Here is a 23,832-nt window from a genome sequence, read left to right as displayed (position 1 = left end):
GGCCAAGATAGGCGATTGCGCGCAGATTGCAGCCCTTGCCGGGCAGAGGGTGCTTTGCCCGGGTCCTGCTGGGTGTCAGATGGACTTTAGCGGGGTTTAGACCCCCTCCAGACCCCCCTTAGACCCCCCTTAGACCCCCTCCAGCGGGTGTTAGTGCGAATGTTTCACGGGAAACATCACGCCGCAGCGGGGATCTCCGGAACAATGATGCTCCGCTCCCCGCCGAAATCCTCGCGCACCACGATCAGGCCCTGCCGTTCGAGATGATCTAGCAAGCGGCGCACCCGGCTGGGCGAGGCGCTGCCATAGAGGCGGCCGAGTTCCTCCTCGTCAGGCATGGCGGTGCCGAGGTGGGCAGAAATCAGGATCGCGAGGTAGGGGGCGAGAACATCGTCCTCAACGCCTTCTGCCGCCTGCGCGATGGCGGTCTGCGGGGCGTGCTCAATCTGGTCCAAGCCGCTGACGGCAAAGGCAAACATCCGGCGGAAGCGGGCAATGTCGACATGCGCGGACGGGATGCCGCGCTGGCGGCAACGGATGGCAAAATCGCGGAACAGCGTTGTCGCCGGACGGAAGGTCGCGCCTTCGGCCAGCGCGAGTTCGCGGACGACCTCCTCCAGGCTCTGCGGCGGCTCGGCAGGGGCGATGGGCGTGGGAGCCGGAGCGGGCTGCTGTGACACTTCTGCGGGTACGGGCGGGGCCTCGGCTGTAGGGACGACGCTCGGCAGCACGCGGGGGAGCGCGATGGCTTCCTCCACATCCTTGCGCGGAGCAGGGGGCGGGGGCGCGCGGCGCACGGGCTGGGGCTGGGCGGCGGCCTCGGTCAGGCGGTCGGTGAGCAGCGCCTCCATCGCGCCCTCGGCAGCTTCCGGCAGCGGGATCAGCGCTTGCGATCCACCGCGCCCGGACGTGCGCACTGCGCCGACATGGACCGCCACCGGACGGCGGCTGATCGCGGGGCCGAGGCCGAGGAACTGCCCGCGCTGGAGGTCGCGAATTCGCTCCGCCTGCCGCCGGTCCATGCCCAGCAGATCGGCCGCGCGCTGCATGTCGATATCGAGAAAAGTACGCCCCATCAGGAAGTTGCTGGCCTCGGCCGCGACATTCTTGGCCAGCTTGGCGAGCCGCTGGGTGGCGACAATCCCCGCCAGCCCGCGCTTTCTGCCCCGGCACATGAGGTTGGTCATCGCCGCCAGCGTGAGCCGCCGCACCTCGTCGTTCATCTCGCCAGCGGCAGCGGGGGCGAACATCTGCGCCTCGTCGACCACCACCAGCGCCGGATACCAGTGTTCGCGCGGGGCATCGAACAGCGCGGTCAGGAACAGTGCAGCACAGCGGATCTGCTGTTCGACCTCCAGCTCGTCGAGCGCCAGCACCACCGAGGCGCGGTGCTGGCGGACGCGCAGCGCCAGTTCCTCGATCTCCCGCGCGGAATAGGCCCCTGCGTCGATGACCACATGGCCGAAGGCATCGGCAAGGGTGACGAAATCGCCCTCCGGATCGATCACGATCTGTTGGACCTGCCCGGCGCATTCCTCCAGCAGGCGGCGCAGCAGGTGCGATTTACCCGAGCCGGAATTGCCCTGCACCAGCAGACGCGTGGCAAGCAGCTCCGCCAGATCGATGGCGATCGTCTGTCCGCTCTGGTCGCGTCCGATGTCGATGGTGGCTGTCACGCCGAAGGGATTAGGCAGGCGGCGGCCCCGCGCAAAGGGAGGGGCGCGAGTTTTCCAGCGATTAAAGCAGCCTCGCGCGAAAGGCGGTCACAGGCTGGCGAAAGTTGCTGCCACCCATTTCTGCACCATCTTGATTGCGGGGAGGCTGCGCATGTCGCGGTGGACGATCATCCACGGCGCGCGCGTCGGCAGGGGAGTGGCGTTCGGCAATTCGACGAGGCACTCTATCCGCGCCGCAAAGGGCAGCGGCAGGATGGCGATGCCGGCACCACCCACTACCGCTGCCAGCAACGCCCGCGTGCTCCCGGTGCGCATGGCGACTGCGTCCGACAGTCCGCGCTGTGTCACCCATTCCAGTTCGGGGAGACGGCCAAAGCTGTCATCATAGATCAGCAGCCTTTCGTCAGCGAGGTCGACCGCCTCGGGCGCGCGGCCCGAAAGATAGTCCACGGAAGCGAACAGCCCCAGCCGGATCTCAGCGAGCCGCCGTGCATAGAGGCTCGCGCCCTCGGGTCGTACCATTCGGACGGCAAGATCCGCGTCGCGCCCCGCGAGGCTCACCACATCGGCCTGCGACTGGAGGTGGACAGGAAAATCCGCCCCCATCGCCCACAACCTGCCGAGCGCGGGGGCCAGCACATCGGAGATCACGAATTCGGTCGCCGAAATACGGATCGGGACTGAATTCGCCCCTTGCCGCAGGCTTTCCGCCACGCGCGCCACACGCAGCAATTGTTCCGCGAGCGGTGCCGAAGCCTCAGCAATGGCGAGGCCTTCAGGGGTGAGCCGCACGCCATCGGACCGCCGATCGACCAGCTGCAGGCCCAGTGCGGTCTCAAGCGCTTCGATCCGCCGCGACACGGTCGAGATCGCAACGCCGCGGGCCTTGGCCGCCACGCTCAGGGTTCCGGCATCACGAATGGCGATCAGGTCGGCGAGGTCTTGCGGGTCAAGCGCGATTGTCGCGATCCTTGCGAAATACGAAAACTGGTTTGCGATATCGCAAGAAGGAGGGCGCGGTGCAATCGCCTAGGCTGCATCCACAATCTGGCAGCGAGGACAGGATGGAGCATCACATTCACGCGTTTCATGACACTCGGATCGGCGGGTGCGGGTTGGCACAGGCGGCAGGGACGATAGGGCAATGACCGGATTCCTCACGCGTCTTGGTGCGCGTCTCGACACCTTGGGCGCTGCCAGAAAGATGGCGCGCTTCCGCGATGGCTGGCCGGCCACGGCCTCGCCGAACATCAAGTTCCATCGCACTGCAAATGCGCAGTACCGATATTGCGATGCGGGGAGCGGGCAGACGATCATCTTTGTGGTGGATGGCCCGATGACGATCGAGGTCTATGGGCCGGTGATCGCCACGTTCAGCGCCCGCTTTCGGGTGGTGGTGGTCGAAATGCCTGCGATGGGCTTTTCCGTTGCAGGTTCCGCATTTGATTTCGAATTCCGGTCGACCAACGATGACCTTGCAGAATTCATCCGGGAGGTGTGCGGGGAGGGCAGCATTTTCGCCTTCTCCTGTGTCACCAGCCTAGCCGCGCTGGATATTGCCGCGCGGATGCCCGAGCTTGTCACGCACCTCACCCTTATTCAGGGAGGCGGGACGCAGGCCTTCGCCCGGTTCAAGGCAGGGCGCGATCCCAAGGGTATTCTGGCCCGTCCGATTTTCGGTCAACTCGCCATGGCCCGCATGGCACCCAAGCGGATGCCGAAGTGGTATGCGCTCACGGTCGGGCGCAAGGAGCAGATCCCGCATCTGTGCGAATGTGCCGAACGCTCATTTGCGCAAGGTGCGATGTGGTCGCTGGCGAGCGCCTTTCAGATCTACATGGCTAAGCGCGATGAGCTCCCGGCACCGCAGCAACCGATCCTGTCGATCTGGGGCGCAGCCGATGGTTCTCACCCTGCGGACAATGTCCATTCGCTGGCGCGGCTCTATGGAGACGTGACCTGTGTGACATTCGATGACCTCGGTCACACGCCCGAGATCGAGGATCCGGGCGCGGTGTTCGCCGCGATCACCGATTTTGTGGACCGGCGTTAGCCTCAAGCCGCGGGCATGACGTTCCGGGCCTCCCCAACGTCATGCACCGCAGGATTGGTATGCGGCGACGGCCGTTATTCGTGGCGCAAGGCGTCAATCGGGTCGAGCTTCGAGGCACGGCTGGCAGGGTAGTACCCGAACACGATCCCCATGCCTGCCGCGAACAGGAAGCTGATGATATTGATCGCCGGATCGAACACGAAGGGCACGTCGATCGCCGCTGCCAGCCCGATCGATGCGCCGAACCCCAGCGCTATGCCGACGAGGCCGCCCAGCGCACACAGCACCACCGCCTCGGTCAGGAACTGCAAGCGCACCTCGCGTGCGAGCGCGCCGATGGCGAGGCGAATGCCGATCTCGCGCGTTCGTTCCGTGACGGAGACCAGCATGATGTTCATGATCCCGATTCCGCCGACCAGCAGGCTGATCGAAGCGATCACCGCCACCATTGCGGTCAGCGCGCCGGTCGCCGCGCCCAGGGCCTGATTGATCTGCGCCGTGTCGATAATATTGAAATCATTAGGCTCTTCGCCTTGCAGCAGGCGCCGTTCGCGCAGCAGGTCGACCAATGCATTCTGGATCGATGCTGCGGCATAGGCGGTATCATACTTGACCACGAAATAATCGAGGTTGTCGTTCCCCCGGAACCGCCGTTGCACGGCCTTGAGCGGCATGTAGACCATATCGTCATCATCCGCGCCGCCACCGCCCTGACCGCGCTCTGCCATCACCCCGATGACCTGACACGATACATCGCCTAGCCGCATGCGTGCGCCGACCGGACTGGAGGCGCGCGGAAAGATCGCCTCTCGCACCTTCACGCCAAGCAAGCAGACGCTCTTGCCCGCCTCTTCCTCGTCGGGGAGAAAGGCCCGACCTTCCTTGATCGAGATGGTCTGTGCTTCGAGCAGTGGATTGGTGCCCCCCTCGACCCGCGTGTCCCAGTCCTGGCCGTTGTAGAAGGCGGTGGCGCTCGCCCCTACTCCGCCCGCCGCGATCTGCACCCCAGCGATCTGCTGTTCGACCGCACGCACATCTGCCTCGTCGAAGGGGCGGATGGTGCCGCGGGTGGTGCGCACCGGGAAGATGATGAAATTGCTGGCGCCGAGTGAGGAAATCTCTTCCTGCACCGATGCCGTCACCCCATTGCCCAGCGTCACCATCGTCACCACTGCCGCGACGCCGATGATGATGCCGAGCGTCGTCAGGATTGAACGCATGACGTGGCGGCGAATTTCGCGCAGCGCCAGCAGGATGGTGGTGCCGAGCATCATGCTGGTGTGCCCTCGGCTGTAAGGCTGTGCGCGCCGCGCTCGATCCGTTCGACCAGCCCGTCGCGGAACCGCACGATGGTTTTGGCGTAAGAGGCCATTTCTTCTTCGTGGGTGACCATCAGCACGGTGATGCCTTCACCGTTCAAGCGCTGGAGCAATTGCATGATCTCCACCGAACGTTCGCTGTCGAGGTTGCCGGTCGGCTCGTCCGCCAGCAGCACATCGGGCTGGGTCACCAGCGCGCGCGCGATGGCGACGCGCTGCTGCTGGCCGCCGGACAGTTCGGCAGGGGTGTGCGAAGCCCACGGCACCAGCCCAACCTGATCGAGTGCGTGCATTGCAGCCGCGCGCCGCTGGGTCTTGCTTTCGCCGCGGTAGAGCAGCGGCAGTTCGACATTCTCCAGCGCAGTGGTGCGGGCCAGCAGGTTGAAGCCCTGAAACACGAAGCCGAGATAGCGGCGGCGCAACAGGCTGCGCTGATCGCGGTCGAGCTTCTGCACCTCGACCCCGCGAAACCGGAACACGCCGCCCGTGGGCACATCGAGGCAACCAAGGATGTTCATCGTGGTCGACTTGCCCGACCCCGATGGCCCCATGATCGCGACAAATTCGCCGCGGTCGATGGTGAGGTCGACTCCCTTCAGGGCCTGAAACGCGGCCTCACCGCTGCCGAAGGTCTTGGTTATCCCCTCTAGCTGGATGAGCGGTTCTTCACTCACTGGGCTGCGGCCTTGATGCCGGTGACGACCTTCATGCCCGGCTTGAGCCCCTTGGAGGTGACGACAGTGCGCCGCCCGTCGCTGCGACCGGTGACGACCTCGATGGCCTTCAGGGTGCCGTCCGCTTGCAACACCTGCACCTGCTGGCGGCTGCCCACGCCGATGCTGGCTTGCTGCTTGCCATCCTCCAGCCCGATCTGCGGGTTGAACACGCCGCCACCGGCTTCTTCCTTCGTTTCGGGGCGGAAGCGCAGGGCGGCATTGGGCACCAGCATCGCGGTTCCGGTGTTCTGGGTTGCGATGGTCGCGGTTGCCGTCATGCCGGGGCGCAGCAGGCCATCGGGGTTCTGCACGTCGAGCCGCGCTTCATAGCTGACCACCGCTCCGCCCGCCGCCGAAGTTCCGGTGCCGCCGGAAGCCGAGGCCTGGGTCGTGCTGGCCGACGCCAGATCGACCCGCTGGAGCGTGGCGGGGAAGCGCCGTCCGGGATAGGCATCGACGGTGAAGGTCGCTTTCTGGCCGGGATTGACCTGCCCCACATCCGCTTCGTCGATCGACACGCGCAGCTGCATTTCCGACAGGTCTTCGGCGATTACGAACAGGGTCACGGTGTTGAAGCTGGCGACCACGGTCTGCCCCGGCTCGACCCGGCGGGCGAGCACGACGCCGGTAACGGGCGCGCGGATCACCGCGCGGGTGCGGGTGGTGAGGTTGCCGTTCAGCGACGCCTGAGCAGCCTCGATATTGGCGCGTGCCGAGGCGACCGCCGCGCGGTCACGGGCGACGGCGGCCTCGGCCTGTTCCAGCTCGATCTGCGAAGGCACGCGTCCGCCCGAGAGGCGCCGCACATCCTGCAAGCGGGCGAGCTGCACCTTGTCGATGTCGATGGTCGCCTGCGCCTGCGCCAGCGCGGCCCGCGCCGCGTTGAGATTGGCGCGCGACTGGGCGATCTGCTGGTCGATAATCTCGGTATTGATCACCGCGATCACCTGCCCCTTGGTCACGCGGTCGTTGACGTCGACCAGCACGGAATCGAGCGGTCCGGTCACTTCCGCGCCAACCTCGACCTGATTGGTCGGGCGCAGATTGCCTGTCGCGGTGACTGACAGGGACAGCGATTCCTGCGCCACGGCTTCGGTGATGTAATCGGGCTTGGGCGCTTCGCGGGTGCATTGCGCGATGCCGAGGATCAGCAGCAGCACGACGAGGCCGGGTAGCCAGTACTTCATCCAGCGCCGCCAGCGCGGGCGCGGCTTGGTGCCGAGGAATTCATCCACGCTCGGCTGCTCGGCGGGTTTGCTCAAATCGGTCACTGGCTGGGCCCCTTTGCCGCAATTTCTTCAATTCCCGCGCCCTCGGGCACCGACCATCCGCCGCCCAGCGCCCGCGCCAGACTGATGAAGGCGAGCGCGCGCCCGGCTTCGGCGTTGACCTGCGCAGTGCGCGTGCTCAGCAGCTGGCTTTCGGTCACCAGCAGCGTCTGGAAATCGATCAGCCCCGCCTGATACTGGCTGCGGGCAAGCAGCGCGGCGTTCTGCGCGCCATCGCTGGCTTCGATAAGCGCGGTGACCCGCGTTGCGCTGGTGTCGAGATCGACCGCCGATGTTTCCACCTCTTCAAGCGCGACGAGGATGCTCTGGCGCCATGCGGCCAGCGATCCGTCGGCGGCGGCTTGCGCGCCTTCGATCTGGCCGCGCACCCGCCCGCCGTCGAAGATCAGCTGGGAAAGGCTGGCAAAGACGTTGCCGGTTACGATATCGAACAGGTCGCCGACATTGACCGCGCTGGTGCCGATGGTGCCGCTGAGCCGGACAAGCGGGTAAAGCTGCGCGCGCGCGATCCCGACCCGGTCGAGATCGGCGGCAAGCCGCGCCTCGGCCCCGCTCACATCGGGGCGGCGGCGCAGCATGTCGGCAGGCACCGCGAGCGCAACGTCGGTCGGCGGCGCGGGAACGGCGCGTGGTGCTTCGGTCAGGGCGCGATAGACGCGGCCGGGCGGCTCGCCGATCAAGGTCGAGATCGCGTTGGCGACGGCGACGAGATCGCCTTCCAGCTGCGGGATGGTCGCCGCAGTCTGCGCCCGCTGCGTGCGCGCCTGTTCGACATCGAGGCTGGAGACCAGACCCGCCTGATTGCGCCAGCGCGCAATCTGGAGATTGTCCTCCTGATTGGCGAGTGTTTCGCGGGCGATGGCAAGCTGCGCGGCGAGCGAGCGGGCGGTGACCGTCTGGCTCGCCACCTGCGCGACGATCACCCGTTCCAGATCGCCGAGCGAATATCCCGCCGCGCGCAGATCCCCGCGCGCTGCATCGACTGAAGCATCGATCCGGCCGAACAGATCGGCCTCCCAGGATGCATCGGCGCCGAGCGAGAATTGCACATCGTCGTTGGCCAGATCACCCACATCGCGCCGCGCGCCGCTGCTGCCGTTGACGGTCGGCACACGGTCGGCGCGGGCCTGCCGCAGCCCTGCGCGGGCGGCCCGCAAACGGGTGACGGCCTGTGCCAGATCGAGGTTTTCCGACTGTGCCTGCGCGACAAGCTCTTCGACCAGCGGATCGCCGAGCAACACCCAATAGCGATCGAGCGGAATGTCGGCCCCGTCCGGTTCGGCCAGCACCCAGCGGTCAGGGATGGTCTGCGCGCTCGCCATGGCAGGCGGGGTGTCACGCGGGACGCCGCATCCGGTCAGAGCCAGCGCGGCAATGCCAACCGCAAGGCCCGCAGCCCGGCTCCGCTTCGCGGACACCACTAAAAGTGGTCCTGCTGCAACTTATGAACCAAGATACACGCCCCTTTGCAACCCAAGTTTTGCAATGCCTTATCGCACCGGATCCCCCAAACGGAAATGATCGATAAAGCCCACTTGCAAGATATGCATGGGCTAACAGCGCACTTGGATCGGCACAACGCAGGTTCGTCGGTTTTGAGACATCGCTCATCGATCAGACGAACGACTTGCATTTCGGCTTGGCGATCAATGCCCTGCCGTGCGTCCGAGCATATCCAGAACCGCATAGGCCGAACCGGGCGGCAAGGTGGCGGCGAGTTCAAGCGAGACCGCACCGTGCAGCGTCGACCAGATCAGCGTCTCCATCGCCCGCGCCTCGGCTTGGGGCATGCCGCGGGCGATCAGGCTGTCGCCATAGACTGACAGCGTCGCCCGCGCCCGCGCCACGGCCCGGCCGAGCGGGCTATCGCTCTCGTCGTCGCTCTGGCCCTGCTCGAACATCAGGCGGTAGGTGTGGGCGTTCCCCAGACCGAAGGCGATATAGGCGCGGCCTGCTGCCATCACCCGCTCATGCTGCGTGCCTTCAGCCGAGGCATAGGTCTGCTCCAGCTCCCCCGCGAACCGCTCGAACCCGCGGATGCGGACTGCGGCGAGGATCTCCTCGCGGTTGGCGAAATAGCGATAGGGGGTCATCGGGCTGACCCCGAGCGCGGCGGCGATCTGGCGCATCGAGACGTTTTCGGCCCCGCGCTCGGCAAACATCACCTCGGCCACATCGCAAAGCTGCGACTGGAAGCGGGTGAGGTCTTCATGGCTGAGGATGCGGGACAAAATCAGGGCTCCGTGATGCGCGCTACCGGATAAAGCAGGACGCTTGACTCCGCCAGCTTACGCTGTAAATTTACAGTGTAAATAATCATCGAGCAAGGACACGAGGCCATGGCAGCCATCGAAACCGACTATCTAATCATCGGCGGCGGCGCTGTCGGCATGGCCTTTGCCGACACAATGATCGACGAGAGCGATGCCCGCGTCACCATCGTCGACCGCCAGAGCAAACCGGGCGGGCATTGGAACGACGCCTATGGCTTTGTCGCGTTGCATCAGCCCTCGGCCTTCTACGGCGTCAATTCACTGGCGCTGGGCGAGGGTCGCAAGGATACCCACGGGGCCAATGCCGGTATGTACGAGCTGGCTTCGGGCGCGGAAGTCAGCGGCTATTACGAGCGGGTGATGCGCCAGAAGCTGCTGCCCTCGGGCCGGGTGACCTATCTTCCCATGTCAGAATACCGCGGGGACGGGCGGGTCGTCTCGCTGATGTCGGGCGAGGAAACGCAGATCACCGTGCGCCGCAAGACCGTGAACTCGGCCTATAACAGCCCGACCATCCCGGCCACCCACACCCCGCGCTTTACCGTCGGCGAGGGCGTGCAGCTGGTCCCGCCGGGCCAACTGCCGCGCTTGTGGCTTTCGCCCGAGCGTCCGTCGCGCTTTGTGGTCCTCGGCGCGGGCAAGACGGCGATGGATGCGGTTGGCTGGCTGCTTGCGATGGGCACGCCGGCGGATGCGATCCAGTGGGTGAAGCCGCGTGAAAGCTGGCTGATCAACCGCACCTGCACCCAACCGGGGTTGGAGTTTTTCGACGCGGTGTTCGGCGGGCAGTTGGCGCAGATGCGCGCCTTTGCCGAAGGTACGAGTGCCGACGACATCTTCGCCCGGCTGGAAGAAGCGGGTCTGATGCTGCGGATCGACCGGTCTGTGACGCCGACGATGTTCCACTACGCCACGATCTCCGCAGCCGAGGTCGAGGAATTGCGCCGCGTCACCAATGTCGTGCGCAAAGGCCGCGTGCTTGCGATCAGCGCGGACAGCATCACACTGGAGGACGGCAGCGAACCGGCGCTGGCGGGCGCGCTCTATGTCGATTGCACCGCCTCCGCGGTCGAAACGCGGCCCCCGGTGCCGATCTTCCAGGGCGACCTCATCGTGCCGCAACTGGTGCGCGTGCCGCAGCCGTGTTTCTCGGCGGCGCTGATCGCCTTTGTCGAGGCGCATTATCCCGATGACGCCGCCAAGAACGCACTCTGCCGCACGGTGCCGTTCCCGCACGACCTCAAGAGCTACCTCACTACCAACATCGTCAACCTGATGAACCAGGGCGCATGGCTGGGCGACGAGCGGCTGGGCGCATGGGTGCGGCAGAGCCGGCTCGACGGCTTCAGCAAGGTGGCTGCCGCGGTTGACCGCAGCGATGCCGCTCGGGTGGCGGTGTTGCAGGAGATGCGGGGCACGGCTCCGCTGGCGGTGCAGAACCTGATGCGGCTGGCGGCTGCCTGAGGCCGAGCCTGCTTCGGGCTGATGGTTCGTGTTCAACCGCGCCCGGCAGGTGCCGTGGCCACGGGAAGGTCGGCGCGGGGCGCGGGCGGGGCAGGCCGGTGCAGGACCAGCGCGGACAGACCGAGCCATGCGGTGAACATCACCAGATAGGGCCAGCGGCGCGGCCACAGCCGGGCCACCAGCAACGTGGCTGCCGCTGTCCCGGCAAGCGCGATCAATTCCGAACTTGCCGCTTGCGTGCCGGTGCCGGTGAGCGAGGTCTGAATCGCCGCACTGGCCCATTGCGCCGGTAGCAGCGCCAGCAGCCAATCCGGCAACGCGCCCGGCCTTGCCGCTGCGGTCGCCAGCATTGCCGCCTCGCCACCGACCACGGCAACGGCAACCCACCAGCCCTTGTCGGCGGCGCTGCGTGCAAACAAGGCGCCCCGCGCGGCGAAGCTGATGCTGGCGACGATCAGGGCCAGTCCGAGTGACAGCGTGTGCGGCAGCGGTGTCATGCCCAGCGCGCGGGCCAACACGATCAGGCCGAAGCCGGTCGCCAAGGCAAGTGCAACACCCAGCCACAGCCGCCCGGCAGCAGCGGCTGCAATCATGCCGACGCCCATCAGGCCGACTGCCAGGATCGGACCGGCCACGAGGGCCAGCGGCGTGGGCGCATTTGCTCCGCCAAGCAGCAGCATGGCCATGCCGGGCGCAGCGACACCGGCCAGCGCCGCGACCAGCCACGGCAGGAACCGCGAAAACGGGGGCTGAGCGCGACCGAAGGATATCATCGGGGAGACCCTTCTCTTTGTCAGCGATTCTGGTCTGAAGAAATTGCTGGCTGGGGCGGAAGGATTCGAACCTTCGCATGCCGGTACCAAAAACCGGTGCCTTACCGCTTGGCTACGCCCCAGCAAGAGGGGCGCTCTATAGCGGCTCGAATGCAGATGTGAAGGGGGCGAAACCACCTGTTCGCCCCCTTTTTCGCATTGCCTCAGTCGAGCCGCTTGCCATCGAAGTCGGCTGCGGAGTGGCGTTCCTTCAGCTGCGTGTCCTCATCGCCCCACACCTTGTTGACAATCCGCCCGCGCTGCACTGCCGGGCGTGCGGCGATCTCTTTCACCCAGCGGGCGACGTTCTTGTAGTCGTCGATGGACAGGAAGGTGTTGGCGTCGTTGTAGATCGTGCCGGTCGTGAAGGGGGCGAGCCACGGGAAATTGGCGATATCGGCAAGGGTGTATTCGTCGCCCGCAAGAAAGCGGCTTTCCCCGAGGCGCTGGTCGGCGACGTCGAAGATCCGCTTTGTTTCCATTGCATAGCGGTTGATCGGGTATTCGTATTTCTCCGGCGCATAGGCGTAGAAATGGCCGAAGCCGCCGCCGATGAAAGGTCCGCTGGCGACCTGCCAGAACACCCAGGACAGCACCTCTGCGCGGGCTGCCGGATCGGCGGGCAGGAACATCTCGAACCTTTCGGCCAAGTGGACGAGGATCGCGCCGCTTTCGAACACGCGGAAGGGTGCGTCGGGATTGCTGCGGTCGAGCAGGGCGGGGATCTTTGAATTGGGGTTCACACCCACAAAGCCGCTGGTGAACTGTTCGCCATCCCCGATGTTGACCGTCCACGCATCATATTCCGCGCCGGTGTGCCCGGCCTCGATCAGCTCCTCGAGCATGATCGTCGCCTTCACGCCATTGGGCGTGGCGAGTGAATAGAGCTGGAAGGGTTGCTCGCCGACGGGGAGTTCCTTGTCCTCGCGTGCGCCTGCGGTGGGGCGGTTGATGTTGGCAAAGCGCCCGCCGGAGACGGTTTCGGCGCTCCAGACGGCGGGCGGGGTGTAAGTGGCATCGGCCATGCGGATTACTCCTTTGGGCGCAGCAAAAGCGCGCGCTGTCGTGAATGCCTAGCTGGCGTGGCCGGAGCCCTATCGCAAGCTGGAACATCGCACGCGTCCAGCGCATTTCCTTGGCGATGGAAAAGCTGGTCTATGTTGACGACGCCCTGCCCGGCATCACCCGCAGGCGGGTGGGCAAGGGCTGGGCCTATTATGATCCCTCGGGCGCATTGATCCGCGACGGACAGGAAAAGAAGCGCCTGGGTGCCATCGCTCTCCCGCCCGCCTACATGGACGCGTGGTTCTGCCCCGCGCCGAACGGGCACATCCTCGCCACCGGTTATGACGATGCCGGGCGCAAGCAATATCGCTACCACCCCGATTTCCGCGCCCAGCAGGACAGCGCGAAATACGACTCCTGCGCGAGTTTCGGCAAGCTGCTCCCGCTGGTGCGCCAGCGCGTTGCGGAGGACATCGTAGGGCGCGGCGTCTCGCGAGAGCGGGCGCTGGCCGCTGTGGTGCGATTGCTCGACCTGTCGGCGATCCGCATCGGCAACGAGCACTATGCCAAGGCCAATGACAGCTACGGCGCAACCACCTTGCGCGCCGATCATGCCGAGGTAGGCAAGCGCAAACTCGGGCTCCACTTTGTCGGCAAAGGCGGCAAGGAGCACGATCTGGAGGTCAAAGATGCGGACCTTGCTGCGGCGGTGCGGCGCATGGAAGACCTCGACGATGCCGAAGACGACCATCTGTTCCGTTACGAAGGCGATGACGGCGAGGTGCGCCCCGTCACCTCGGGCGATGTGAATGCCTATTTGCGCGAGACGATGGGCGCGGATTTCAGCGCCAAGCATTTTCGGACCTTCCATGCCAGCAGCCTCGCTTTCGAAAGGCTGGCAAAGGGTGACGGCCATGTGAAACTTTCCCAGATGCTCGAACATGTCGCCGAACGGCTGGGCAATACGCCTGCCATTGCGCGCAGTTCCTATGTCCACCCGGCGGTGATCGCGCGGATCGACGGGCAGGAGGCGTGGCGCGCAGGGCTGAAGCTGCCGCGCCAGACGCGCTGGCTGACCCGCGCCGAACGCGGGCTGATCGCCTTTCTGGAGGAATGCGGGGCGGCGAGCGATTATCTGGCGAGCGAGACAGCCTAGGCAGCGCGCGCTCGCCGCGTTACAGCCGCGCGCAGCAGGAGACGCGCACGGATGAGCGAAGCCCACCCCTTTTACGACATGCACGAACATGGCTTCGTGCGCGTGGCCACGGCAACCCCGTGCAGCCGCCCCGCCGACGTTGCCTATAACACGGCGGGCGTGCTGGCCGAGGCGCGCAAGGCCCATGCGGCGAATGTCGATCTGGTGGTGTTCCCCGAACTCACCCTGTCGTCCTATGCGATCGATGATCTGCTGCTCCAGCATGCGCTGATCGAGCGGGTCGAGCAGGCGCTCGCCGAGGTGGTGGCGGCCTCGGCCGATCTCAGCCCGGTGCTGGTCATCGGCGCCCCGCTGAAGCGCGCGGACAAGCTTTACAATTGCGCGGTGGTGATCGCCCACGGGCAGATCCTCGGCGTGGTGCCCAAGAGCTTCCTGCCCAACTACCGCGAGTTCTACGAGAAGCGCCATTTCGCCCACGGGCGCGGCTGCACCGATCTGTGGATCGGCGTGGCGGGCGAGGAAGTGCCGTTCGGCACCGACCTCGTGTTTGCCGCCGCAAACCTCCCCGGCTTCCGCTTCGGGGTCGAGATTTGCGAAGATTTCTGGGCGCCGATCCCGCCGGGGATGACCGCTGCGCTCGCGGGCGCGCTGATCCTGTGCAACCTGTCCGCCTCGCCCGTCACCATCGGGCGCGCGGATGATCGCCATCTGCACTGCCGCTCCTCCGCCAGCCGCGCGATCGCCGCCTATGTCTATTCGGCCAGCGGGCACGGCGAGAGCACAACCGATCTCGCGTGGGACGGGCAGGGCGTGGTCTACGAGATGAGCACGCTGCTCGCCCAGAGCGAGCGCTTCGACCGTTCGGGCGAGCTTACCGTCGTGGACATCGACACCGAGCGTCTTGCCGCAGAACGGATGCGCAACCAGACTTTCGCCGATGCTGCCGAATGGGCAGGACGGCCAGAGGACACTTATCGCCGGATCGTCTTCGAACATGCCTATGCCGAGGGTGATATCGGCCTGGTGCGCCCTGTCGCGCGCTTCCCCTTCGTCCCCGACCGGCCCGAAAAGCTCGACGAGGATTGCTACGAAGCCTTCAACATCCAGGTCGATGCGCTGATGCGGCGGATCGAGTCGACCGGGGCGAAGAGCCTCGTGATCGGTATTTCCGGCGGGCTCGACAGCACGCACGCGCTGATCGTTGCCGCCAAGGCCTGCGACCGGCTGGGCCTGCCGCGCTCCACCATTCGTGGGTACACCATGCCCGGTTTCGGCACCTCGGATGGCACCAAGAGCAACGCCCACCGGCTGATGGCGGCAATGGAAATTACCGCGGGCGAGATCGACATCCGTCCTGCGGCGCACAAGATGCTCGAGGATATCGGCCACGCCTTTGCCGCCGGGGAGCCGGTGCACGATGTGACCTTCGAGAATGTGCAGGCGGGGCTGCGCACCGATTACCTGTTCCGCCTTGCCGGGCAGCACGGTGGCTTTGTGGTGGGCACCGGCGATCTCAGCGAGCTGGCGCTCGGCTGGTGCACCTATGGCGTGGGCGACCACATGAGCCATTACGGCGTCAATTCCGGCGTTCCCAAGACGCTGATCCAGTACCTGATCCGCTGGGTCATCGCGACCGGCCAGTTCACCGATGCCTGCGGCGAGGTGCTGGGCGCGGTGCTCGATACCGAGATTTCGCCGGAACTGGTGCCGCCGGGTGCGGACGGGCAGGTGCAATCGACCGAGCAGCTGGTTGGCCCTTACGAGCTCAACGACTTCTTCCTCCACCACGTGATCCGCTTCGGCCAGCGGCCCTCCAAGGTCGCGTTTCTCGCGTGGCACGCATGGAAGGCGCGCGGGGCGGGGCTGTGGCCGGCGGGCTTCCCGGATGCGAGCAAGAATGATTATGATCTGGCCACCATCGCCCGCTGGATGGACAAGTTCTGCGCGCGGTTCTTCGGCTTCTCGCAGTTCAAGCGTTCGGCCTTGCCCAACGGGCCAAAGGTCTCCTCGGCAGGTGCGCTTTCCCCCCGCGGAGATTGGCGCGCGCCGTCCGACGCGGTGGCAACCGTGTGGCGTGACGAACTGCGCGAGAGCCTGCCTGACGATGTCGTCCGCGAGGTGTTCGGCCCCCCTGCCAGCTGATGCCGAAGAGCCTGCCTCTCTCCGCGCTCGGCATCATGCTGTTCTGCAATGTCGCCTGGGCGCTCAATGTGGTGGTCAGCAAGATCGCGGTGAGCACGCTGGGGCTGCCGCCGCTGTTCTACACCGTGCTGCGTTCGGCAACGGTGCTGGCGGTGCTGTTCCCGCTGTTGCTGCGGCAGCGGCCGGAGCGCCTGCCGCTGGTGCTGCTGATCGGCTTTGCCATCACCGGCGGGAGTTTTGGATTGCAATTCATAGGCTTGCAGACCGCAAGTCCCTCTGCCGTCGGCATCGTCAACCTGTCGGGTGCGCCGCTGACGGTGCTGTTTGCGATCCTGTTTCTGGGCGAGGAAGTGCGCTGGCGGCGCGGGCTCGGCATGGCGCTGGCGCTGGGCGGCGTCGGCCTCGCCATTGGTGCGCCCTCCGACGCTGGCGATCCGGTGGGGCTGGGTTTCGCCTTTGCCGGAGTGCTGATCGGGGCCTTCGCCTCGGTCTTCGTCAAGCGGCTCGATATCGGCGCGGTGAGCCTTCAGGCATGGGCAGGGCTCGCCTCGCTCGGCGTGATGCTGCCGGGAACATTGCTGCTGGAAAGCGGGCAAATTGAAGCGGTTACAGCCGCACCGCTGGCGGTCGCGGGATGTGTGCTGTTTGCCGGGGTGGTCGTCTCGGTCGGGGCGCATTCGGCCTATTTCCGGCTGTTTCAGGCGCATGATGCCAACCTGATCGTGCCGATGACCTTGCTGACCCCGCTGCTCACCATCGCTTTCGGGACGTGGCTGACGGGGGACACCATCGGCTGGCCGCTGATCATCGGCGGGACAATGGCGCTGGTGGGCGTGGCGATTATCGTGATCCGCCCGAGTCGCACGATCTTCAAGCCGCGGCTGACCCGGCCCGACATGTAAACCGCCATGTTTCCCGTGAAACATCCCCGCTAACCGGGGCTAGCGGGGGTCTAAGGGGGGTCTGGAGGGGGTCTAACGGGGGTCTGGCACCTGCTTCATCGGGGCAAGGAGGGGGCGGCGCGATGATCGCGAACCGCCCCCCTTCAATCACGCCGCAATCTTGAGCGCGGCTTCCTGTGCGGCAGCGATCTTCGCTTCGCCGTCCAGCCCCATGATCCCGTCCGCCGCGACAATCTCGACATCGGTGATCCCGAGGAAGCCGAGGAAGAAGGTCAGCCAGCGGCTCATGAAGTCGACATCGCTACCCACCGGCGTCCCGCCGCTGGCGATGGCGAGATAGGCCTTCTTGCCCTTCAGCAGGCCTTCGGGGCCGTTGGCGGTGTAGTGGAACGTCGTCCCGGCGCGGGCGACCAGATCGGCCCAGGCTTTCAGCGTGGCAGGCGCACCGAAATTGTAGATCGGCGAGGCGATGACGATGGTTTCGGCGGCCTGCAATTCAGCGATCAGCGTGTCGGCAATCGCGGCCAGCTGCGCCTGTTCCGGCGTGCGGTCGGCTGCCGCAGTAAGGTTCGCGCCGAAGCGTTCCGCGCTGACATAGGGCAGGTCGTTGGCGGCGAGATCGCGGGTGGTGACGCTGGCGTCGGACTTCGCGGCGAGGCCATCGACAATCCGCTGACCCAGCCCGCGCGAGATCGAATCGGTGTCCGAACGGATGCTGGCGGTGACGTAGAGAATGTTGCTCATGGTGGGGTTCCTTCACTTCAGGAGAGGGGGTGGAGCCGGCCGGCGGGGGAGATGGGGGGAGGCCGGCTCCGGGGGTAAGCTTCCCCCTCCTCTTCAGAGGAGGGGCGCGAGACTTGCCAGCTTGCTGGCTAGTCGCAGCGGGGTGGTGGGTTGCTTCGCTCGCTCCGCTCGCCACCACCCCCAACCCCCTCCTCTGAAGAGGAGGGGGCCTACATGGCTACGCCGCGTCGACCAGCACGACCTCGCTGTCTTCGAGCGCGGTGATGGTGACGCTGTCGAGCGCGGTGATTGCCACGCCGTCGCGGGCGAGCGCTTCGACATCGCCGATCCGCACCTTGCCGGTGGCGGGGACGAGGTAGAGGTGACGATCGGCGCTGCGAGGCGTGTAGGTCACGCTTGTCCCCGCCTTGATTGTTGCGCCCAGCACACGGGCATCGGCGCGGATCAGCAGCGCGTCGTCATCATTCGCCGCGCCGCTGGCGAGCGGGATGAAGGCGCCGTTGCGGTCGTCCTTGGGGAACTGGCGTGCGCCCCAGCTGGGTTCGCCGCCGCGCGCGTCGGGGATGATCCAGATCTGGAAGATCCGGGTTTCCTCGCCTTCGAGGTTATACTCCGAGTGACGCACGCCGCTGCCCGCGCTCATTACCTGCACGTCGCCCGCTTCGGTGCGGCCTTCATTGCCCATGCTGTCACGGTGGGTGATCGCACCGGCGCGGACATAGGTGATGATCTCCATGTCGCTATGCGGGTGGGTGGGAAAGCCCGTGCCCGCAGCAATGGCGTCATCATTCCAGACCCGCAAAGCGCCCCAGTGGACGCGGGCCGGATCATGGTAATTGGCAAAGGAGAAATGGTGATGCGCATCGAGCCAGCCGTGGTTCGCGGAACCAAGTGTGTTGAAGGGACGCAGTTCAATCATGGCGTGTCTCCTGTCTTCGTTGAGGCGGAGATAGGCCACGTGGATCGAACGGATAAGTGCGATAAAACTTGCCAAGATGTTCGGATTATCTGAACATGCTTGGCATGAAACTCGGTGAACCCAGTCTCGATCAGCTGCGCATCTTCATCGCCGTGGCTGAACACGGCAGCTTTGGCGGGGCGGCCAAGGCGATGGGCCGCGCGGTCTCCGCCGTATCCTACGGCATCGCCCAGCTGGAGGCGCAGCTCGGCCTCAGCCTGTTCGCGCGTGAAGGATCACGCCGCCCGGTGCTGACCGACGCGGGCGAGGGCCTGCTGGCCGAGGCGCGCGGGATTGCCGACGGGGTCGATGCGCTGCTGGCGAAAGCGCGCTCGCTCCACGCCGGGCAGGAGCCGTCGCTGACGCTGGTGGTCGACGTGATGGTGCCGGGCGATGTGACCGCGCATGTGCTCGGCGAATTCCGGCGAATGTTCCCCACCTGTGCGCTGACCTTGCGGATCGAAGGGCTGGGTGCGGTTGCGGCCTGCGTCATCAATGGCGGATCGGACCTTGCCATCGGCGGCCCGGTAATCGGCGATAATGCCGCGCTGGAACGCCAGGCGGTGGGCGAGATCGACCTGATCCCGGTCGCCGCGCCCTCGCACCCGCTGGCCCAGCCGGACATCGCGCCGGGGGAAAGCCGCCGCCATCTGCAACTGGTGCTGACCGACCGGTCGCCGCTGACCGAGGGGCTGGAATTCTCGGTTCTGTCCCCGCTCACCTGGCGGCTTGGCGACCTGAGCGCCAAGCATTCGCTGCTCAAGGAAGGGCTGGGCTGGGGCAACATGCCGCGCGGCATGGTGGCGGGCGACATTGCGAGCGGGGCGCTGGTCGAGCTGGACCTGCCGGAAAAGCCGGGCGCCGATTATCGCCTCAACGCGCTGTGGCGGCGTGACACACGGCTGGGCCCGGCGGCCAGCTGGCTGGTCGATGCGTTCCGCGAGGGATTGGCGCGGTGCCCGACATAAAGGGGGCTCCGGCTGCACCTGTACCGGTACGCTGAACCGCGTTGCCGCGCGCCGTGCGACCGGTTGATTGTGCAGGTCATGAACCTTGTCTTCGATACGGCCGCACATCGCTTGCGGCGCGCAAGCCTGCGACCGGGCATGGTGTTGCTGTGGATCGCCTTCGCCGCCGTTTTCGCTGCCGTCCCGATCCTGCCCGACACCACCGCGCTGGCGCAGTACGAATCCTTCCCCTGTCCTTCTGGCCCGGGACCGGGGCAGGTGGGGATCGGGCCCGGTCCCGGCGGGGTGCCGATGTGCCGGACCACCACCAATGGCAATCCCGGCAGCGGCCCAGCGCCGGCCGTGCTGCCGAGCCGCTTCAACGCGGTCGCATGGCATCAGGACTATGAAGATTACTGGGCCGTCGGCGGCCGTCCCAGCCGCAGCGCCGCGGCAGTTGATGCGGTGGCTCTGTGCAATCAGGATACAGGCGGGGGATGCACGCTGGCCGCCTGGACGGAAAATGGCGCAGTGGCGCTTGCCCGGCGGGCGGATGGCAATGTTTATATTGGTCAGGCGGAGAGCGACGCCAGTGCCAAGCGCATTGTCCTGAATGATTGCAATGCGAACAGCGTGCTGCCGTGTGAAATCATTGGAACCCACGGCAGCAAGAGCGGCGCTCGCCGCCCAAGGGATCTCGTGCAGGCGCGCAGGATTTACGGCGCGGCGGCATGGATCGACGGTGATGGATACGATCGGCGGTTGTTTGTCGCGACCGGCCACCCTTCGGTCGCGGCAGCCGAACAGGCCGCGATAGATGCATGCGAGCGCAGCAAACCGCAGGTTAGCTGCACAGTCGCCATGCATACCGGCAACGGTTTCATTCAGGTGTTTCATGCGCAGGCCGCAAACGGCGATATGATCGACAGGCTCGTGCCTGAAAGGTCCGCGAAGCGGGCTGCGCAGGCCGCGCAGCAGATTTGCCGGAAGGAAAAGTCCAAGTGCCTTCTGCGCGGCAGCTATGACGTGCGGACGCCCGGTCTGTTCGTGCACGACTATGGTTCTGCCGCGACCGGGGAGCCCAGGAAATGATGAACTCGGCGATGAAGACGCTGATGCGGGTGGCGGCGGCTTCTTCCGGAAGAGCCAGGCGCCGACGATCGCCTCAACGCGCTGTGGCGGCGCGACACGCGGCTAGGCCCGGCGGCCAGCTGGCTGGTCGATGCGTTCCGCGAGGGATTGGCGCGGTGCCCCACCCGATAAAGGCGCGGATCATCTTTGTACTAGTGCACCGCAACGCGTTGCTTTGATCCGCGTTAGCGGACGACGGTGCTAGGCATGAGTATACGACTTTTTCTGGAAGCTGCCGCGCGTTTGGTCCGACGAGGGCTGATGCGGCCCGGTTTCGCTTTGGCGTGGCTGGCAAGCGCTGCCCTTCTCGCTGGCGTTCCGATCACGCCTGACACCACGGCTTGGGCGCAATTGGAGGCTTGGCCTTGTCCTGCCGGACCGGGACCGGGCGAAGTCGTGGTGGGGCAGGGTGTTCAAGGGGTCCCGATGTGCCGCGGCGGTCAGGGCGGCGCGCCGGCCTTGCTGCCCAGCCGGTTCAATGCCGTCGCCTGGCACCCCGACTATGACGACTTCTGGGCCGTGGGCGGGTATCTGTCGCGCAATGCTGCTGCCGATGCCGCAGTGGCTCTGTGCAATCAGGATACGGGCGGGGGATGCACGTACGCCTTCGGCGCAGAAAATGGAGCGATCGCGGTTGCCCGGGGATGGGATTCGGCGCTGTGGATCGACGACGGGCCGGACGGAGGCAGCGCGAAACGCAAAGCCTTGCGCAGGTGCAATCCGAACAACCTGTTGCCGTGCGAAGTTATCGGCACCCATGGCAGCAAGAGCGGCACCCGCCGCCCCAAGAATCTCGTCCTCGCGCGCAGGGTCTTTGGCGCAATGGCATGGCCTCGCAGTAATGGCGATCGGCGGATGTTCCTTGCGACAGGCCACGCAAATCCTGACGATGCCGCAAGCGCCGCGCTGGACCTGTGCACGCGCAATTCGCCGACGGGGGATTGTGGCGTGCAGATGAGCTTTACCAGCGGGTACGTTCAGGCGTTCAGGTCGCAAGCCGCGGCCACGGGCGAGCTGATCAACCGTGCCATCTCGGAAGTTTCTGCCAAACGGGCGGAACAGGCGGCGCAGGCGTTGTGCAAGGAGTTGAAGGAAAAGTGCTTTTTGCAGGGCAATTATGACGTGCGGAGCCGCGGCCTGTTTGTCCTCGACTTCGAGGCGCCGTTGCCCGCTGCTCCCAAGAAGTAGAGGATGATGCGATGACAATGCGGTTCCGCAAGGCTCTGTGGCAAACCGCACTCGTGCTGGCCTTGTCAGGCGCTGCTCACCCGGCGGCCGCACAGTCGAGCGCACAGGGGGACGCGGCGTCTGATTCCGGCAATACGCTGCCCACGGTGCAACTTTACGCGCAGCCGGGTGATGGCACAGGGCACGGATTTGGCGCTATCGTGCATAATCCGGACTATCTCGGCATCTGGATCGCGACCGGAGGCAAGGACCAGCAAGAACCGCTCCATGAAGCTATGGGGACTTGCCGATCCATGGTGGGCGAAGGCTGCGAACCGGTGGGCGCCTTGAATGCACCGGCGCTTGCAATCGGATACGGGCCGACAGCCGATTTCTATTTCTCGGTCGGTGCTACGCCGGAAGAGGCGCAGGCCAAACTCGATGAGAATTGTCGTGAGAGCTTTGGCCGCAACTGCACGTTCGGCCGCACCTTCGTGTTGCCCGACAGGGGCGTTTACGAGCCGGCCGATTACCGGAGGCGCGGCTATGCTGCGCTGGCGGGTGGCTGGGCGAATCTCGACAAGGATACTGCGAAGGAAGCAGACCAGCGCATCTGGTTCGCAACCGGGCAGGCGAGCTGGAAAGAGGCGATCGCCAAGGCGATGGAGCCCTGCATCGCAGCGCTCGGTGAAGCGCAATGCCGCTTCTTTACCGCAAGCGGCGATACGCGGATTGCCATCTACGTCGAAAAGACGGGCAAGAACGGCGGGTTCACGGTCAATCGCACGTCGGAACTGGTCATCGGCGATATCGTGGAGAAATGCAGGGCCACCGCCGATCAGTGCGAGCTGATCGATATCCTCGATCCGCAGGTGGAGAAGGTGCAGATGTACGACCTCTACACCGTCGCGGGGGTGCCCCTGCCGACCCAATAGCAGGCATGGGCCCTAGGCCGGAGAGTGCTTCAGGCCCGCCGCAGCCAGTCGAGCGCTTCGACCTTGGTCTCGAAATACTCGACCTCGGCGGCTTGGGCGATGCGGCGGTATTGCATCCGCACCAGCGGCGCGGCGTTCAGCACGGCGAAGCGCCGCAGCCCGTTGCGCGTGCCTGCCTCAATGGAATCGCGGATCGCATCGGCGGTGGCGCGGTCCTGCGGCATGAAGTCCTTGAAGTCGCCCAGCACATCGAACGGCGTTCCCGCCTTCATGAACGGCTTGGCCGCCTCGCCGAGTTCGAACAGGAAGCGCTTCATCCCTTCCGCATCCCAATAGCCGCCGATGGCGAACTGCACTTCGGCGCGGCTCGCATCGCTGGTGATGGTATGGGTGGGGGTCATCACGCTCATGCGCGCGAGTGTCGCGTAACGGGGTTAAGCGAGTGTTTCGCGTCACGCTTTACGTAGCGGTAGGCATTTCGCCCGTCTGCCGCTGATCAAGGCAAGCGCCCGAAGCACAGCGGCGGATCGCCATCCCGCCACGGCGCGTATTTCTGCATGACGGCGGCGAAAAGCGGGGAGGCGAGGTGCAGATCCAGCCAGGCTTGCAGATGCGGAAGGTGTTGGGCGGCGAACCATGCGGGATCGATTGCGGCAAACTGGCGGATGAAGGGGAACAGGGCAATGTCGGTGAAGGCGCGGGTTGGTCCGCACAACCACGGCGCAGCGGTCAACTGCTCCTCCAGCGGTATCAGCAATGCCAGCGCGGCGGCGCGGTGATCGCTGCCATCGTCGTCAGCGTAGCGCCCCGGATATTTCGCGCGGTCGAGGTGATGTTTGAACGGCCTGTCATTGGCCGCGATCAGCGCTGCATCTTCGCCGTGGAGCCAGCCTTCAGGATCATTCTGCGTGAGCGCCCAGCGCATGATATCGAGGCTCTTGTCAATCACCGTCCCATCCGCCAGCACCAGCACCGGGACAGTCGCCTTGGCTGAGGCTGCGATCAGCGCTGGCGGCTTGGCGGCAAGCTTCACCTCACGCAGCTCGACGGTGATCCCCGCCGCCCACAGCGCCATGCGCGCCCGTATCGCATAGGGGCAGCGGCGGAAGGAATAGAGGATGGGCCCGAACTCCATGCGCCTAC

22 protein-coding genes and 1 tRNA gene are annotated in these 23,832 nt (G+C 65.7%); 9 read left to right on the top strand and 14 right to left on the bottom strand.

The window, feature by feature from the left end; all coding sequences use genetic code 11:
• Positions 1–176: 176 nt before the first annotated feature.
• A complete protein-coding gene (locus KVF90_RS13950; RefSeq protein WP_264392175.1) occupies positions 177–1,676 on the bottom strand; it encodes an ATP-binding protein in 1,500 nt (499 codons plus the stop codon).
• Between the two features lie 87 nt (positions 1,677–1,763).
• A complete protein-coding gene (locus KVF90_RS13945; RefSeq protein WP_264394526.1) occupies positions 1,764–2,636 on the bottom strand; it encodes a LysR family transcriptional regulator in 873 nt (290 codons plus the stop codon).
• A gap of 184 nt (positions 2,637–2,820) precedes the next feature.
• On the opposite strand from KVF90_RS13945, the gene KVF90_RS13940 reads away from it, so the two are divergent.
• Positions 2,821–3,729, top strand: coding sequence for an alpha/beta fold hydrolase (locus tag KVF90_RS13940; protein ID WP_264392174.1), 909 nt, complete (start codon positions 2,821–2,823; stop codon positions 3,727–3,729).
• A gap of 74 nt (positions 3,730–3,803) precedes the next feature.
• Here KVF90_RS13940 and KVF90_RS13935 read toward each other — a convergent pair whose 3' ends face one another.
• The 5 genes from KVF90_RS13935 to KVF90_RS13915 all read right to left on the bottom strand — a co-directional run bounded on the left by KVF90_RS13935 (position 3,804) and on the right by KVF90_RS13915 (position 9,284).
• Positions 3,804–5,000, bottom strand: a complete 1,197-nt coding sequence (locus KVF90_RS13935) for an ABC transporter permease (protein ID WP_264394524.1) — start codon at positions 4,998–5,000, stop codon at positions 3,804–3,806.
• On the bottom strand, positions 5,000–5,722 hold the full coding sequence (locus tag KVF90_RS13930; RefSeq protein WP_264392173.1) for an ABC transporter ATP-binding protein: 723 nt from the start codon (positions 5,720–5,722) through the stop codon (positions 5,000–5,002). The genes KVF90_RS13935 and KVF90_RS13930 overlap by 1 nt, the downstream gene beginning before the upstream one ends.
• Positions 5,719–7,035: an efflux RND transporter periplasmic adaptor subunit gene (locus KVF90_RS13925; protein ID WP_264392172.1), complete on the bottom strand. Its 1,317-nt coding sequence runs from the start codon at positions 7,033–7,035 to the stop codon at positions 5,719–5,721. The genes KVF90_RS13930 and KVF90_RS13925 overlap by 4 nt, the downstream gene beginning before the upstream one ends.
• Positions 7,032–8,471: an efflux transporter outer membrane subunit gene (locus KVF90_RS13920; RefSeq protein WP_264392171.1), complete on the bottom strand. Its 1,440-nt coding sequence runs from the start codon at positions 8,469–8,471 to the stop codon at positions 7,032–7,034. Before KVF90_RS13920 ends, KVF90_RS13925 begins: the two co-directional genes overlap by 4 nt.
• 228 nt (positions 8,472–8,699) lie before the next feature.
• On the bottom strand, positions 8,700–9,284 hold the full coding sequence (locus KVF90_RS13915; RefSeq protein WP_264392170.1) for a TetR/AcrR family transcriptional regulator: 585 nt from the start codon (positions 9,282–9,284) through the stop codon (positions 8,700–8,702).
• Between the two features lie 108 nt (positions 9,285–9,392).
• Between KVF90_RS13915 and KVF90_RS13910 the strand changes: the two genes are divergently transcribed.
• A complete protein-coding gene (locus KVF90_RS13910; protein ID WP_264392169.1) occupies positions 9,393–10,790 on the top strand; it encodes an NAD(P)-binding protein in 1,398 nt (465 codons plus the stop codon).
• Positions 10,791–10,822: 32 nt separating this feature from the next.
• On the opposite strand, the gene KVF90_RS13905 is transcribed toward KVF90_RS13910, so the two are convergent.
• The 3 genes from KVF90_RS13905 to yghU form a co-directional block, all read right to left on the bottom strand.
• The gene (locus KVF90_RS13905; protein WP_264392168.1) at positions 10,823–11,563 is read right to left on the bottom strand and encodes a hypothetical protein; all 741 of its coding nucleotides are present in this window, start codon (positions 11,561–11,563) and stop codon (positions 10,823–10,825) included.
• A gap of 47 nt (positions 11,564–11,610) precedes the next feature.
• Positions 11,611–11,685, bottom strand: a tRNA-Gln gene (locus tag KVF90_RS13900).
• A gap of 81 nt (positions 11,686–11,766) precedes the next feature.
• Positions 11,767–12,627 carry a glutathione-dependent disulfide-bond oxidoreductase gene (gene yghU / locus KVF90_RS13895; RefSeq protein WP_264392167.1) on the bottom strand — a complete coding sequence of 287 codons (861 nt, stop codon included), beginning with the start codon at positions 12,625–12,627 and terminating at the stop codon, positions 11,767–11,769.
• A gap of 116 nt (positions 12,628–12,743) precedes the next feature.
• Between yghU and KVF90_RS13890 the strand changes: the two genes are divergently transcribed.
• The 3 genes from KVF90_RS13890 to KVF90_RS13880 are packed head-to-tail and all read left to right on the top strand — an operon-like array spanning position 12,744 to position 16,807.
• On the top strand, positions 12,744–13,763 hold the full coding sequence (locus KVF90_RS13890) for a DNA topoisomerase IB (RefSeq protein WP_264394522.1): 1,020 nt from the start codon (positions 12,744–12,746) through the stop codon (positions 13,761–13,763).
• A 51-nt stretch (positions 13,764–13,814) separates the two neighbouring features.
• The gene (locus tag KVF90_RS13885; protein ID WP_264392166.1) at positions 13,815–15,905 is read left to right on the top strand and encodes an NAD(+) synthase; all 2,091 of its coding nucleotides are present in this window, start codon (positions 13,815–13,817) and stop codon (positions 15,903–15,905) included.
• Positions 15,905–16,807 carry a DMT family transporter gene (locus tag KVF90_RS13880; RefSeq protein ID WP_264392165.1) on the top strand — a complete coding sequence of 301 codons (903 nt, stop codon included), beginning with the start codon at positions 15,905–15,907 and terminating at the stop codon, positions 16,805–16,807. The genes KVF90_RS13885 and KVF90_RS13880 overlap by 1 nt, the downstream gene beginning before the upstream one ends.
• A gap of 147 nt (positions 16,808–16,954) precedes the next feature.
• Here the strand turns inward: KVF90_RS13880 and KVF90_RS13875 are convergent, their stop codons facing one another.
• Both KVF90_RS13875 and KVF90_RS13870 read right to left on the bottom strand, forming a co-directional pair.
• Positions 16,955–17,551 (bottom strand): FMN-dependent NADH-azoreductase, encoded by a 597-nt coding sequence (locus KVF90_RS13875; RefSeq protein ID WP_264392164.1) that lies wholly within the window; start codon positions 17,549–17,551, stop codon positions 16,955–16,957.
• A 217-nt stretch (positions 17,552–17,768) separates the two neighbouring features.
• A complete protein-coding gene (locus KVF90_RS13870) occupies positions 17,769–18,470 on the bottom strand; it encodes a pirin family protein (protein ID WP_264392163.1) in 702 nt (233 codons plus the stop codon).
• Positions 18,471–18,574: 104 nt separating this feature from the next.
• Between KVF90_RS13870 and KVF90_RS13865 the strand changes: the two genes are divergently transcribed.
• From KVF90_RS13865 to KVF90_RS13845, 4 genes are all read left to right on the top strand, one after another.
• Positions 18,575–19,477, top strand: a complete 903-nt coding sequence (locus KVF90_RS13865) for a LysR family transcriptional regulator (protein ID WP_264392162.1) — start codon at positions 18,575–18,577, stop codon at positions 19,475–19,477.
• Positions 19,478–19,555: 78 nt separating this feature from the next.
• Positions 19,556–20,548, top strand: a complete 993-nt coding sequence (locus KVF90_RS13860; RefSeq protein WP_264392161.1) for a DUF4189 domain-containing protein — start codon at positions 19,556–19,558, stop codon at positions 20,546–20,548.
• Between the two features lie 246 nt (positions 20,549–20,794).
• Positions 20,795–21,775 (top strand): DUF4189 domain-containing protein, encoded by a 981-nt coding sequence (locus KVF90_RS13850; RefSeq protein WP_264392160.1) that lies wholly within the window; start codon positions 20,795–20,797, stop codon positions 21,773–21,775.
• An 11-nt stretch (positions 21,776–21,786) separates the two neighbouring features.
• Positions 21,787–22,689: a DUF4189 domain-containing protein gene (locus KVF90_RS13845; RefSeq protein WP_264392159.1), complete on the top strand. Its 903-nt coding sequence runs from the start codon at positions 21,787–21,789 to the stop codon at positions 22,687–22,689.
• 29 nt (positions 22,690–22,718) lie between these two features.
• Here KVF90_RS13845 and KVF90_RS13840 read toward each other — a convergent pair whose 3' ends face one another.
• Both KVF90_RS13840 and KVF90_RS13835 read right to left on the bottom strand, forming a co-directional pair.
• Positions 22,719–23,099 (bottom strand): STAS/SEC14 domain-containing protein, encoded by a 381-nt coding sequence (locus KVF90_RS13840; RefSeq protein WP_264392158.1) that lies wholly within the window; start codon positions 23,097–23,099, stop codon positions 22,719–22,721.
• An 86-nt stretch (positions 23,100–23,185) separates the two neighbouring features.
• Positions 23,186–23,824, bottom strand: coding sequence for a glutathione S-transferase (locus KVF90_RS13835; protein ID WP_264392157.1), 639 nt, complete (start codon positions 23,822–23,824; stop codon positions 23,186–23,188).
• Positions 23,825–23,832 lie beyond the last annotated feature (8 nt).

Origin of the sequence: Porphyrobacter sp. ULC335 (assembly GCF_025917005.1) — a bacterium.
In the GTDB taxonomy this organism is placed as follows: domain Bacteria; phylum Pseudomonadota; class Alphaproteobacteria; order Sphingomonadales; family Sphingomonadaceae; genus Erythrobacter.
This window is presented reverse-complemented; position numbering and strand designations above follow the sequence as displayed.